The organism is Candidatus Tumulicola sp. (assembly GCA_036490475.1).
GTDB lineage: Bacteria > Vulcanimicrobiota > Vulcanimicrobiia > Vulcanimicrobiales > Vulcanimicrobiaceae > Tumulicola.
Window position 1 is genome coordinate 15,134 of sequence record DASXDT010000005.1, and the last position, 13,460, is coordinate 28,593.

The 13,460-nt window shown below is 61.8% G+C and carries 11 protein-coding genes; 6 read left to right on the plus strand and 5 right to left on the minus strand.

The window, feature by feature from the left end; genetic code table 11:
• Nucleotides 1-73 precede the first annotated feature (73 nt).
• Nucleotides 74-1,183, minus strand: a complete 1,110-nt coding sequence (locus VGF98_03740; GenBank protein HEY1680732.1) for a hypothetical protein — start codon at nt 1,181-1,183, stop codon at nt 74-76.
• A gap of 124 nt (nt 1,184-1,307) precedes the next feature.
• Here VGF98_03740 and VGF98_03745 point away from each other — a divergent pair, with 124 nt between their 5' ends.
• Nucleotides 1,308-1,496, plus strand: a complete 189-nt coding sequence (locus VGF98_03745; protein HEY1680733.1) for a hypothetical protein — start codon at nt 1,308-1,310, stop codon at nt 1,494-1,496.
• A gap of 30 nt (nt 1,497-1,526) precedes the next feature.
• On the opposite strand, the gene VGF98_03750 is transcribed toward VGF98_03745, so the two are convergent.
• Genes VGF98_03750 through VGF98_03760 form a run of 3 tightly spaced genes read right to left on the minus strand, consistent with a single transcriptional unit; the run spans nt 1,527 to nt 5,122 of the window.
• Nucleotides 1,527-2,474, minus strand: a complete 948-nt coding sequence (locus VGF98_03750) for a CoB--CoM heterodisulfide reductase iron-sulfur subunit B family protein (protein ID HEY1680734.1) — start codon at nt 2,472-2,474, stop codon at nt 1,527-1,529.
• Nucleotides 2,474-3,433 (minus strand): succinate dehydrogenase/fumarate reductase iron-sulfur subunit, encoded by a 960-nt coding sequence (locus VGF98_03755; GenBank protein HEY1680735.1) that lies wholly within the window; start codon nt 3,431-3,433, stop codon nt 2,474-2,476. Before VGF98_03755 ends, VGF98_03750 begins: the two co-directional genes overlap by 1 nt.
• Before the next feature lie 3 nt (nt 3,434-3,436).
• Nucleotides 3,437-5,122 (minus strand): FAD-dependent oxidoreductase, encoded by a 1,686-nt coding sequence (locus VGF98_03760; GenBank protein ID HEY1680736.1) that lies wholly within the window; start codon nt 5,120-5,122, stop codon nt 3,437-3,439.
• A 204-nt stretch (nt 5,123-5,326) separates the two neighbouring features.
• On the opposite strand from VGF98_03760, the gene VGF98_03765 reads away from it, so the two are divergent.
• Genes VGF98_03765 through VGF98_03775 form a run of 3 tightly spaced genes read left to right on the plus strand, consistent with a single transcriptional unit; the run spans nt 5,327 to nt 10,343 of the window.
• Nucleotides 5,327-8,794, plus strand: a complete 3,468-nt coding sequence (locus tag VGF98_03765; GenBank protein HEY1680737.1) for a DNA polymerase III subunit alpha — start codon at nt 5,327-5,329, stop codon at nt 8,792-8,794.
• Nucleotides 8,791-9,594, plus strand: coding sequence for a Cof-type HAD-IIB family hydrolase (locus VGF98_03770; GenBank protein HEY1680738.1), 804 nt, complete (start codon nt 8,791-8,793; stop codon nt 9,592-9,594). The genes VGF98_03765 and VGF98_03770 overlap by 4 nt, the downstream gene beginning before the upstream one ends.
• Complete coding sequence (locus VGF98_03775) at nt 9,591-10,343, plus strand: FtsQ-type POTRA domain-containing protein (protein ID HEY1680739.1); 753 nt, start codon at nt 9,591-9,593, stop codon at nt 10,341-10,343. Before VGF98_03770 ends, VGF98_03775 begins: the two co-directional genes overlap by 4 nt.
• A gap of 7 nt (nt 10,344-10,350) precedes the next feature.
• Here VGF98_03775 and VGF98_03780 read toward each other — a convergent pair whose 3' ends face one another.
• Complete coding sequence (locus VGF98_03780) at nt 10,351-10,659, minus strand: hypothetical protein (protein ID HEY1680740.1); 309 nt, start codon at nt 10,657-10,659, stop codon at nt 10,351-10,353.
• 170 nt (nt 10,660-10,829) lie between these two features.
• On the opposite strand from VGF98_03780, the gene ftsA reads away from it, so the two are divergent.
• Together ftsA and ftsZ are read left to right on the plus strand one after the other, a co-directional pair.
• A complete protein-coding gene (gene ftsA / locus VGF98_03785; protein HEY1680741.1) occupies nt 10,830-12,050 on the plus strand; it encodes a cell division protein FtsA in 1,221 nt (406 codons plus the stop codon).
• A complete protein-coding gene (ftsZ, locus tag VGF98_03790; GenBank protein HEY1680742.1) occupies nt 12,026-13,456 on the plus strand; it encodes a cell division protein FtsZ in 1,431 nt (476 codons plus the stop codon). The genes ftsA and ftsZ overlap by 25 nt, the downstream gene beginning before the upstream one ends.
• Nucleotides 13,457-13,460: the final 4 nt, after the last annotated feature.

Sequence of the window (13,460 nt, forward strand, 5' to 3'; positions counted from 1 at the left end):
TGCAAAGAGGCCGGCCACGCAAGCCAGAGTGTTGCAAAGATCAGAATGAGACTCGCCGGTCGCAACAACGGCATTACTGTCCCATAATTTCCATCGTAAGGGCCGTCGCGGCTTTGTTTAACGCGTGCCAGTTATCTTTGGCAGCGATTACAGCCGGCACTTTTGACGAGATTCGTCCGGGCAGTACGGCAGAATTACCTCGAAGCACGCCGAGTTGCTCCTCTTCGGCCGGCTTTTCTCGAAGCACGGCAGCGTTATACGCGGCTTGCGCGGCCATCATGCCAAAGATGCAAGCACTCACGGACTTCTTGGGAAGGGATCGAAGTTTCGAACCCTCGAGCGTTTGAAGATCGCCGATAGCAGCCTTCCATTCGTCAGGATTCGACGCAGAGACGAACCGGCTACCCAGTTGACGGTCGCCGAGGCGAGTCGTGAGAGCGTTCAAAAATGCGCGGCTCGTCGGTGCGAGGAAGACGACGGGAGAATCGAACATTTCTCGAGCCGTAGCATAATAAACGCCAAGACGGGCGTCACCGATGATTCCCGGAGGGACGTCGATCGCCGGTTCGGGCATCGGCGCAAAAACTGTTCCTAAGGCGGGAACGAAATATTTCGCGATCCGCGCCGGATCCTGAACGCTCACGCCCGTGGGCCCAGCGTTGCGATCTGCAACCGAAAGCAGCGTATCGTATGGCGCGGCGTCGCTCGCGTATCGCACGAGCAGCCGGTACACGGGAATCTGCATGATGGAATACGTCTCCCAACCCGGTGTGTAGTAGGCGGCGTATTCGATACCGGCCGCGCGGAGCCACGTTTGGCGCGGTTGCTGCTTCCAAAGCGTGTCGGCAACTCCAATGCCTGTGTCGTTTGCATCCGCCCATTTCTTATCGTAGGCATCGGTATTTCCGGTTTCGATGAAGTTTTCGAGGCCCGGGATGCGCGAGCTGTTGCCGGCGAGGGCCATGACGGCGTCCCGGCAATATCGACGCAGAAGTACGATGCCGCAGCTCCCGGGATCGGAGAAGATATTGATCGCCCGTTGTTGACGTACGCCCGTTTCGAATATCTGCCGGTCGGCAGCCGTCGGCGCAATCGTATTGGCGAACGCACCGGGAGGGGTTGAGCCCGCAAGAAACGCTAACGCAGTTAACGTTCCTATGAGGCGTTTACAACGCGGCGACATATAGGCGACTCCAATCCGACGATAACACCGAATAGACAGCTACCAATGGGGACATTCGGCTTCGATAACCTCACTCCCGGGCGGAGCTAAAGGTTTGGTATGAGCCACCTGTAAGAATCTACCCATGTTAAAAGCCGGCGATAAAGTCTACATCGATGGTACGAACGAGGAGGGCACCGTTAAAGAAGTGCACCCCCACGAAGTCGTCGTTCGCGTCAAAACGCTGCAAGGGCATGAAGAACGAAAGTACGCCAACGAAGCCTTACGCCTCGACCCCACGATGGACGAGGCTTCCGGCTACATCGATCACTAAAGGCGCTCCCCAAGGAGCGCCGTCGCGACGTTACGCGATCAGTTCGCGTTCGACCAGAATGCTACGCGGATCGATCAGGTGCTTGTTCAAGCCGAGTTTGGCGGGTGAAACGCCGAGCGCGAGCGCGACGAGTTGCGGAAGATGGAACGTCGGCAAATCGGTGCGGCCCCAGCGCGCGGCCGAGTCGGCTTGATAGCCGTCGAGCGCAAGGTGGCAGAGCGGGCACGGCGTGATCACCGCTTCAGCTCCGTGATCTGCGGCCATGCGCATGTTTTGTCCGACCATGTCGGCGGCCACGTTTTTCTTCTCGAGCTGAATGTGGAAGCCGCAGCAACGCGTCTTGCCGGCGTAATCAACCGGCTCGCCGCCGATCGCCGTAACCACGTCTTCGAGTGAGTGCGGATTGCGTGCCGATTCCCAACCGTTGACGCTCTCCGGACGGATGATGTGGCAACCGTAAAATGGGGCCACTTTCAAACCGTTGAGCGGACGCACGACCATCGAGCTGAGTTTATCGAGGCCGATGTCGTCGATCAGCAGCCAGAGCAAATGCCGCACGGTGACGTTGCCCTGATACTTCGCGCCAAACTTGCTCAAAATACCGTTGGCTTGATCCATGCGCTCTTCGCTCTCGAGCAGTTCTTTGTTGGCCGCGCGCATGTGGCCGGTGCACGTCGAGCAGATCGTGATCACGTCGTCGAGGCCGAGGGCTTCGGCTTGCGCGTACGTGCGTGCGTTGAGCACGCGAGCGATGTCGCGATTCACATCGTTCACGACCGAGGCTCCGCAGCACGATGCCGCGGTGAGCTCGATCAGCTCGATGCCCAGCTTGTCGGCTAGGAGCATCGTTGAGTTGAACAGCTCTTTACACGATTCTTTGGCGACGCAGCCCGGGAAGAAGCCGTAGCGGCGCGTGCGCGCCGATTTGGTGCGGGTGTGAGCGTCGAGGGGAAGATTGTCGATCGTTGCGGTGGACATTAGCTGACGGGAACCTCCAGAGCATCAAAAATCGTGCGGACTTCGTCGACCTTCGGAATCGGCTTGACGAACGGCGGGGGCAGCTTGCCCTTTAACGCCATACGCAACCCCAACGGTGCGACGCTCAGCAGACCGCGCACGTTGAAGCGCCCGATCGTGCCTTGAATGACTTCGGTTTCGGCCAGCATGCCGGTCTGTTTGATCGTTCTAGCAACGACCAATGCGTGCTGCGGCCCGCGATGATTCATCATAACGCCGTCCTGCACGGCCGCGCGTTTCACATCCACGATCCGGTCTTGCGGATCGACGTGCTTTGGACAATACGAACACGCGTAGCAGTGCGCGCAGAGCCACAAGTAATCTTCGCTGATTTGCGCGATGCGCTCTTTGCGCTGGCCGTCGCGCACGTCTTCGATGAAGCGATAGGCATACGCGATGGCGGCCGGGCCGGCGAACGACGGATCGACGCTGACCACCGGACAGAGTGCGTAGCAGGTGCCGCACATCACGCAGTTGGCGACGTCCACCAGCTTTTTCATGTCGTCGGGCGACACGCGGCGCTCGGTTGGGTGCTCCGAATCATCGTCTTTCGGTTGCAGGTACGGCTTCAGTCGCGAGTACTTATCCCAGAACGGATCCATGTGCACGACCAAATCTTTCATCGGCTGAAAGTTTGGCATCGGGTCGATCTTCACGACGTTCTCGTCGTTCATGACCGTGTTGCACGGGGTCTTGCACGCCAGACTGGTCACGCCGTTGATGTTCATCGAACACGAACCGCAGATCGCCGAGCGGCACGACCGCCGGAAGCTGATCGACCCATCCACGTCGGCCTTGGCCGTTTCCAGCGCGTCGAGCACGGTCATCGTTTCCGGCACGTCGATCGTCACCGCATCGCGGTGCGGAACGACGTCGACGGCTTCGTCGAAGCGGAAGATATCGAGCGTAATATTTGCCATCTGTTAGTACGATCTCACTTGTGGGTCGAACTTGGTAATCGTCACGGCGCGCGAGTAATCCAGGCGCGGCGGGCCGTCGGGCGTGCGCCACGCCAGCGTGTGTTTGAGCCAGTCTTTGTCGTCCCGCTCGGGGAAATCGGTCCGCGCCTGCGCGCCGCGCGATTCGGTCCGAGCTTGTGCGCTGGTCGCCAGCGCGAGGGCTGCGTCGATTAAGAAGTCGGTTTCGAGCGCGCCTACCAAATCCGTGTTGAACGTCGCCGATTTATCCATCACGTATGCGTTCTGGTCGAACTCGCGGCGAACGCGCGTCATCTCTTCGACCGCGGTGCCGAGGCCGGTCGCGTCGCGGAAGATGAAGGTATTTTCGCTCATCGTTTCGTTCATCGCGCGGCGCAGTTGCGGTGCGCGCGTGCCGCCGCTTCGCGACATCAGCCCGCGAATGCGGTCGCGTTCGGCGTTCAGCGTTTTTTCTGAGGGTTTGCCGCCGCCGTGGTTCTTGATGTATTCCAGCGCGTGCGTCGCCGAGCGAGCGCCGAAGACGATCGTCTCGAGCAGCGAGTTACCGCCCAGCCGGTTGGCGCCGTGCACGCTCACGCAGGCACACTCGCCGGCGGCGTACACACCCGGGACGCGGGTGGCCCCCCATTTATCGGTTTCGATGCCGCCCATCGTGTAGTGGGCGCCCGGCAGGATCGGAATCGGTTCGTCGATCGCATCCTTGCCGGTAGCGTCGAGCGCCAGCTCGCGGATCTGCGGCAGGCGTTCGAGAATTTTTTCGCGGCCCAGATGGCGCATGTCGAGCAACACGCAGCCGTCGACGCCGCGGCCTTCCAGAATTTCGGTCCACTCGGCCCGCGACACGACGTCGCGCGATGCTAGCTCGCCCTTGTTCGGAGCGTACTTAAACATGAAGCGCTCGCCCGAACTGTTTAGCAAGTAGGCGCCCTCACCACGCGCGCCCTCGGTCATCAGCACGCCGTTCTCTTTGAGCGTCGTGGGGTGGAACTGCATGAACTCCATGTCCATCAGCGGGATGCCCGCTTTATACGCGATGCCAAACCCGTCGGCGGTCGAGGCGTAGCCGTTGGTGGTTTTGGCGTACATGCGCCCCGCGCCGCCGGTCGCGAAGATCGTCGCCTTGGCGGAGACGAACTCCAGCTCGCCGTTGCGGATGTTATAGGCTACGACGCCCGACCCGACGCCGTCTTCGATGCCGAGCGCGGTGCAGAAATACTCTTCATATACCTTGACGCCGAAACGCTCGAGTTGCTCCCATAGCGTGTGCAGGATCACCAGGCCGGTGACGTCGGCCGAATAGCAGGTGCGAGGCGTGCCGGCTCCGCCGAACGGGCGTTGCGCGATGCGGCCGTCGGGCATGCGAGAAAAGATGCAGCCGCGATGCTCCAGCCAGATGATCTGTTTAGGCGCGTCTTCGCACATGGCGGCGGCGGCGTCCTGATCGCCCAAGTAATCCGAGCCCTTGACCGTATCGAAGGTGTGTGCCTCGGGCGAGTCTTCCTCGCGGTTGCCGAGTGCGGCGTTGATTCCGCCCTGCGCGGCACCGGAGTGACTGCGCACCGGATGCATCTTAGAGATAATGGCGACGTCGGCGCCGCCCTCGGCGGCTTGCACCGCGGCACGCATCCCCGCTAAACCGCCACCGATGACGACGACGTCGTGTTGAATCAAGGCCGGCCTTTCCCAAAAACTCGCATACGTTTGCTTTCTTATCCTATGTCCGGCGCGATACACTCCCCATGACTTTTGTGCGGCGGAGGGCGCATGCCGGGGCCGCGCGCGTCCTATCGCGAACAATACGGCAACGGTCGGGCGTCCTTCGCCACGGCATGGTTAGGAAACTTTCGGTGCTCTTTCGGTGCTAAGGAAACCGGTTTGAATCAGTTCGTCCACCTGCACGTACATTCGGAATATTCGCTGCTCGACGGCGCGTGTCGCGTCGAAAGTCTCTGCCGTCGCACGGCCGAACTCGGCGGACAGGGCGTCGCGCTCACCGATCATGGTGTGATGTACGGCGCGATGGAGTTCTACTATGCGGCTCGTAAGGAGCGCCTAACTCCGATCATCGGTTGCGAGGCCTACATCGCTCCGCGTGGGCGGTTCGATCGCACGGTGCGTGAGGAAGCGCACGTGACGCTCTTGGCTGCCGATTTAGTCGGATACCGCAATCTCACCGCCCTCGTTTCCAAAGGCTTTCTCGAAGGCTATTATTACAAACCGCGCATCGATTTGGATCTGCTGGCGCAGCACAATGACGGCTTAATCGTATTATCCGGATGCATGTCGGGTCTGGTCGCGGCACCGCTGCTCAAAAACGACTACGACACCGCGCTCAAAAACGCCAAGATCTATCAGGAGATCTTCGGCGACCGGTTTTACGTCGAAGTCATGCGTCACGGCATGCCCGAGGAAGACATCATCAATACGGGCCTGGTGCGCGTCGCTCGCGAGCTGAACGTGCCGCTGGTTGCCACCAACGACTCGCACTATCTGGATCGCAAGGATGCGCCCGCCCATGACGTGCTGCTGTGTATCGGCACCGGCAAGACCGTGTCCGACACCAGCCGCATGAAGTTCTACTCCGACGCATTCTACGTGAAGACGGCCGACGAGATGTACGAGCTGTGGCACGATCTTCCCGAAGCTTGCGAAAATACGGTCAAGATCGCCGATCGCATCGACATCCGCATCCCCGAAAAGATCTTCCATCTGCCCGAATATCCGGTGCCGCAAGAGCCGGTCGCGCGCAGCGACGACGAGTATCTGCGCGAAATTTGCGAGCAAGGTTTGCACGAGCGCTACGGCGACGAGCGCGCTGCCAGCGACGCTGCGCTGCGCGCGCGGCTCGAGTACGAGCTCGACGTCATCACCAAGATGGGCTTCTCGTCGTACTTCTTGATCGTGTGGGATTTCATTAAATACGCACGCGATTGTGAGATTCCGGTCGGTCCGGGCCGAGGCTCCGCTGTCGGTTCGGTCGTGTCGTACTGCCTGCGGATCACCGATCTCGACCCGCTGAAGTTCAACTTGTTTTTCGAGCGGTTCCTCAACCCGGATCGCATCTCGATGCCGGATATCGACACCGACTTCTGCGTCGAGCGGCGCGACGAAGTCATCGCGTACGTCACCGAAAAGTACGGCAAAGACCGCGTCGCGCAGATCGTCACGTTCGGCACGATGGCTGCGCGTGCGGCGGTACGCGACGCCGGCCGCGCGCTCGGCGTGCCGCTGCCCGACGTCGATCGGGTCGCCAAACTGATTCCGTCCGGACCGACCGGCATGTCGATCGCCGACGCCGTCGAGCAGCTGCCCGAGCTCAAAGCGATGTATGCGATGCGTCCCGACATACGCAAGCTGCTCGATACCGCCAAAGAGATCGAAGGCTTGGCGCGCAACGCCGGCACGCACGCCGCCGGCGTGGTGATCTCGGCCGGTCCGCTGATCGACTACACGCCCCTGGTACGCTTCAACGACGGCGGCGTCAACACCCAATACGACATGGAGTGGGTCGAGAAGATCGGCCTGCTCAAGATGGATTTTCTCGGCCTGCGCAACCTGACCGTGATGGATAAAGCCGTGCGCGAAATCCGCCGCACGGTCGACGAAACGTTCGATTTGTCGAAGATCCCGCTCGACGATTCGCGCACGTATGCGATGCTATCGCGCGGCGAAACGATGGGCGTCTTCCAACTCGAGTCTGACGGCATGAAACGCGTGTGCGCCGATCTGCAACCGACGCGCTTCGACGATATCATCGCACTCGTCGCGCTCTATCGCCCCGGTCCGATGGAGTGGATTCCGCAATATATTGCCAATAAAAATGGCCGGCGCAAGGCGACCTATCTGCACGAAAAACTCGAGCCGATTTTGTCCGAAACCTACGGCATCGCGTGCTATCAAGAGCAGGTGATGCAGATCGCGCGCGATATCGCCGGCTTCAGCATGGGCGAAGCCGACGAGCTGCGCAAAGTCATGGGAAAAAAGCAGAAAGACAAAGTGCCGATCTATCGCGAGAAATTCGTGCGCGGTTCGATCGAGCACTCCGGCATCAGCGAGTCGCTGGCCGAAGATATCTTCAAGTTCATCGAGCCGTTCGCCGGCTACGGTTTCAACAAGTCGCACGCCGCCGCATACGGCTGGATCGCGTATCAAACGGCGTATCTCAAGGCCAATCACGCGCTGCACTATCTCACGGCACTCATGTCGTCGGTGCGCGACAAGACCGATAAGCTGGTCGAATATTTAGACGAAGCCAAGAAAGTTGGAATCGAAGTCTTGCCGCCCGACGTCAACGAGTCGTTGGTCGATTTTGCCGTAGTCGAAGGACGCATTCGCTTCGGATTAGCCGCGGTCAAGGGCGTCGGCGAGGGAGCGGTGCGCAGCATCATCGAGGCGCGCGAACGCGAGGGACGCTTCGTCGACCTATTCGATTTCGCCAAACGCGTCGATCCGAAACAGGCCAACCGTCGCGTCTTCGAAGCACTCATCAAATGCGGTGCGCTCGACACGCTGCCCGGCAATCGCGCGCAAAAACTCGCCGCGCTCGATGCCGCGCTCGACCTTGCCGCCCGTTCGGCGCGCGACGATCAGCTGGGCCAAGCATCGCTGTTCGGCGACGGAGGCGGAGCCGCGCCGGCATTGGCGCCGCGCCTGCCGTCGGTGCCGGCACCATCGAACCGCGAGCAGTTAGCATGGGAGCGCGAAACGCTCGGAATCTTTCTTTCGGGCCATCCGCTGGCCGACGTCATGCCGTGGCTCGCGCGCATGGGCGCGATGCCGATGAAAGACATCCGAACGGTCTCCGACGACTCGCCCGTCACGATCGCCGGGCTGGTCGCGGGCGTGCGCCGCACGATGACTAAAACCGGCCAGCAAATTCTGATCGCGCAAATCGAGGATCCGACCGGCGGCTGCGAAGTGATCGTCTTCGCGAAGTTGTATCCACAAGTGCACGAGCTGTTCCGCACCGACGCGGTGCTGACGATCAAAGGCCGCCTGCGCATTCGCGAGCGACGCGGCGCGCAACCGGGTGAAGAAGCGCCGCTCGAAGTCTCGATCAGCGTCAACGAGGTCGAGCCGTTCGTCGCGCCTGCCGGACTGCCGCCGGCGCCCCCCGCGCCGCGAGCCTGGCATGTGGAGTTCGAAGACCGCCGCCAAATCGATCGCCTGGCTGCGTTGATCGACGAGTGGCCCGGCGACGTGCCGGTAATGCTGCACGCCCGCGGCCGCAGCCAGCGCGTTTCGCGGACGATTTCGGCCGATCCGCGGGTCCGTAAGGAGCTCGAGGGGATCTTCGGCAGCGATTCGGTCAGCGAGGGCGCGCTGGAAGATCGTAGCGCGTGAGCGACATCCGGTTAGTCGCCTTCGACCTCGATGGAACGCTGGTCGGGCGCGACCACGTCGTCACGCCGCGCGTGCGCGAAGCCATCGCGAAGATGCACGACGCCGGCATACTCGGTTGCATGGTAACCGGGCGCATGTACCGGTCGTGCATTACGTACGTTCGAGAACTCCGCTTCGGCGCGCCGGTCATCTGCTATCAAGGCGCGGCGATCATCGATTCGTCGACCGACGACGTACTGTCGCACCGCGCGTTGGCCAACGACGTGGTGCGCGAGCTGATCTCGGCGACGCAAAGCGATCGCATGTATCTGCAGCTCTATCGCAACGACGAGTACTATTGCGAGGCACGCAACAAATTTTCGGATTTGTACGCGTCGGTCGCGCAGGTCGAACCGGTCGTCGTCCCGTCGTTACGCGAAACCTTCGCCTTTAGCGACGCGACGAAGGCCGTGATTATCGCGGATGCTCCGGATGCCGAACGCTACGAGAAGAAGATTGCGGAAATGCTCGGTTCGCGCGCGTATGTAACGCGCAGCATGCCGGAGTTCGTGGAAATTCTCAATCCGGCCGTCGATAAGGGCGATGCCTTGAACTTCGTTACGGCGCGTTTGCAGATTCCGCGCGAGTCGGTGATGGCAATCGGCGATTCGTGGAACGACGCGCCGCTGCTCGAGGCCGCCGGACTGGGCATCGCGATGGGCTCGGCACCGGCCGAGCTCAAGGACGTCGCGGGCGCGGTGGTGGCCGATGTTGCGCATGACGGCGTCGCCGAAGCCCTCGAGCGGTACGTACTGGCGTGAAAACCAAGGGTGTAGCATCGCGGCGGCGCAAGCGCTCGACCGCGCGCCGGCTGCGTCCCTTTTGGATTCCGCTGTCGCTGGTCGGCATACTGGCCGTGGCGGCCGTCACCTTCGCGGTGTTATATCCCGGATTCGATCCGAAGAGCGTGGTCGCCAGCGGCAATCGCGTGGTGCCGTCTTCCGAGATCGTACGCGCCGCCGGCGTGAATATGGGCGCGAATATGTGGCTGCAGAACGGCCGCGCCATCGGCAAGCGCGTCGAGGCGATTCCCTACATCGACGTCGCACGCGTACACCGCTTTCCGCCGGCCACCGTCGTCATATCGGTCACCGAGCGCGTGCCCTACGCGGTGGTCACCAGCGATGCGCGGTCGGTGTTGGTCGACCGGCACTTGCGGGTGCTGGCGCCCCAATACGACGCCACGACGCTACCGCAGTTCGTACTATCGCCCGGAGTCGCGCTCGGCCCGGGCTCATTCGTGACGCGGCACGACCTCAATGCGATGGCGAGTGACTACGACGCGATGATCGCCGCCCACGTCGTGCCGCTCCAACTGGAATACGACAAGCTCGGAGGGTTAGTCGCGACCATGCGTGGGGGCGTGAAGATTCTGCTCGGCGACGACGAGGATCTCACCAAGAAACTGTCGCTCGTCGATCCGATTCTCGCGCAGGTCGTGCGCAAGGAGCGTCGGGTGAGCGAAGTCGATTTACGCGCGCCGAGCACACCCGTACTGGTGTACCGCTAGGCCACGATTAGTGGCTGGTCATGTCGGCGTAGACCATCACGGTGCCTTTGATCAGTGAAACCTTAATCTGATCGTTCGGCTGAACTTTCGTGAAGTCTACGGAATCGCGACCTGCTATAAACGTGGTCACGTTGCCGTTGTCCAGTACGACGACCACATGTTTGGGGTCGACCACTTTCTGAACCTTGGCATCGTAGGTTCCATCCGGGATGCTGGTCGCATCGACGGTGGCTGCGAGCGCGCAGAGCGGGGCGACAACCGCCAAAGCGGCTGCAAAGGCGACGAGCGAGAGACGTCGTTGAATCGGTTGTAGCACGGGTGATACTCCATTATGCCGGCAGCAATGGAAAAAATATTTCCCGATGATGCTCCACGGGTGGGACCGCCACCTGCGTGCGGGCAAGCAGGCACCGCAGGACTTGGGAACGGGTCGGCCAACGCAAGCGCCCTTCTCACGCATGTAAAGGGAGCTTTGGTGATCGGCGCATGAGGCAAGAGACCGTTTGCGGTCTCGATATCGGGACGACCAAGACGTGTGCCGTGGTGGCGGTCAACGGTCCGCATGGGCTCGAGATCGTCGGCGTCGGTGAGGCCCCCTCACAGGGCATGCGCAAGGGCGTCGTAATCGACCTCGAGGCGACCGTCCACTCGATCGAGGCGGCGACCGAAAAGGCCGAGCGGATGGCCGGGATCCACGTCGATAACGTATTCGTGGGCATCACGGGCGACCATATGCGCAGTACCAACAATCACGCCGTGGTGGCCGTCTCGGGCGAAGACCGCGAGGTGTCGCCCAACGATGTGCGGCGCGTGGTCGATGCCAGTAAGATCATCAATCTGCCGGGCGACCGGCAGATCGTACACGCCTTGCCGCGCTTCTTTACCGTCGACGGCCAAGAGGGCGTCGAGGATCCGGTGGGCATGGCCGGCAGCCGGCTCGAGGTGGACACCCACATCGTCACCGGCAGCACCAGCTTCATCACCAACGTGCTCAAGTGCGTGCATCGCGCCGGTATGGAAGCCGCCGGGCTGGTATTCGAGCCATTGGCGAGTTCGATCGCGACCCTGCGGCCCGAAGAAAAGCAGGTCGGCGTTGTGATGCTCGACATGGGCGGCGGCACCACCGACATCGCGGTGTACTCGCTGGGTAGCGCCATCTACACCGCCACGCTGCCGGTCGGCGGCAACATGCTCACCAACGATCTGTCTCTCGGTTTGAAAACGACGTTGTCGGAAGCCGAAGAGATTAAGAAGCGCTTCGGTGCGGGTGTGCGTGACGCTGACGGCGCCGAATCGTTCTCCGTACGGACGCTCGACGGCCGCACGGAGAAGCAGCGCAGCACCGAAGACGTCAAGCAAATCGTCGTGCCGCGCGTGCTCGAAACCTTGCGCATGGCGCGCCAAAAAATCGTGGAAAACGTTCCGCGAGATTTGGTCTTGGGCGAAGTCGTGCTGACGGGTGGCGGCGCGCTTCTGCCGAACGTCGAGGGTATTGCGGAAGACGTCTTCGGATTACCGGTACGCGTCGGCGTACCGGACGGAATCGGCGGTCTTACCGAGACGATGGCGCAACCGCAATATGCAACCGCGATCGGTTTGGTGCTTTTTGGCGCACACGACGAACGCGACGCTGCCGATACCGCGCGACGGCGCGGCGGATCGATGGTGCATCGCATTCAGAAATGGCTATCGGATTTATGGAACTAGGCCCGCAAGAAGAACCGCGTAAACCGCGCGCGTCGCGCAGCAGACGAGCCGCGCAACCCGACCCGTCCGATCTCGCCGGCGACAGGCCGTTGACGCAAGCCGATGCGCCGATATCCGAAATGCCGCTGCCGGATCCTCCGCCGCGCAAACCGCCGGTCGACGAGCCGCTGCCGATTGAAGATCCGCCGGACGGCGCACCCGCCGAAAGCATCGTTCCCGAAATTCACGATGCTCCCGTGACTGCTGAAGCTCCCGTACAGTCCGCCGCTCCCGAAGCTCCCGCAACGCTTTTTGCTACGGAGGAACCGAAGAAAAAGATGGCCGACGCCCGCCGCTCCACGCCTCCCAACAAGTCCGAACACGCCGCGACGATCAAGGTAATCGGCATCGGCGGGGGCGGCTGCAACGCCGTCAACCGCATGGTGCGCTCCGGACTCGCCGGCGTCGAGTTTTATTCCGTCAACTCCGACGTGCAAGCGCTGCGCAGCGCTGCAACCGACAACACGGTGCATATCGGTGGTGGCGAGACGCGCGGACTGGGCGCCGGTGCGAATCCGGTGCTGGGTCGCGACGCGGCTACCGAATCGCGTGAAGATCTTGCCTTGATCATCGAGGGCGCCGACTTGGTGTTCTTGACCGCCGGCATGGGCGGCGGCACCGGCACCGGTGCTGCTCCGGTGATTGCGGAAATCGCTCGCGAATCCGGCGCGCTGACGATTGCGGTCGTCACGAAACCGTTCTCGTTCGAAGGTAAGAAGCGCATGCAGATTGCCGAGAACGGCATCGCCGAACTCGAAAGCAAAGTCGATACGCTGATCACGATTCCCAACGAGCGCATCCTCCAGGTCATCGAGAAGAAGACGCCGCTCAACGAAGCGTTCGCCTACGCCGACGACGTGCTGCGCCAGGGCATTCAGGGCATCAGCGATCTCATCACGCAGCCCGGCTTGATCAACCTCGATTTCGCCGACGTGAAAACGATCATGAGCGACGCCGGTTCGGCCATGATGGGCATCGGTGAAGGCACGGGCGAGCATCGTGCTGCCGACGCCGCGCAGAAGGCGATCGCTTCGCCGCTGCTCGAGACCACGATCGACGGCGCGCGCGGCGTCATCTTCAACATCACCGGCGGCCCCGACATGGCGATGTACGAAGTCAACGAGGCGGCCGAAATGATCAGCCGCGCGGTCGACCCCGACGCGCAGATCATCTTCGGTGCGTCGATCGATCCCAGCATGAGCGGCAAGGTTCGCGTTACGGTGCTGGCGGCCGGATTCGGTGCGCCGCGCACCTTCCGCGAAAACACCTCGACGTTCGCGTCGCAGCGGACCGACCGGCTCGAAACCGTGCAGCCGGTTAACATGGACGATATCGAAGTCCCGGCGTTCCTCCGCTACCGCGGCTAGGAAA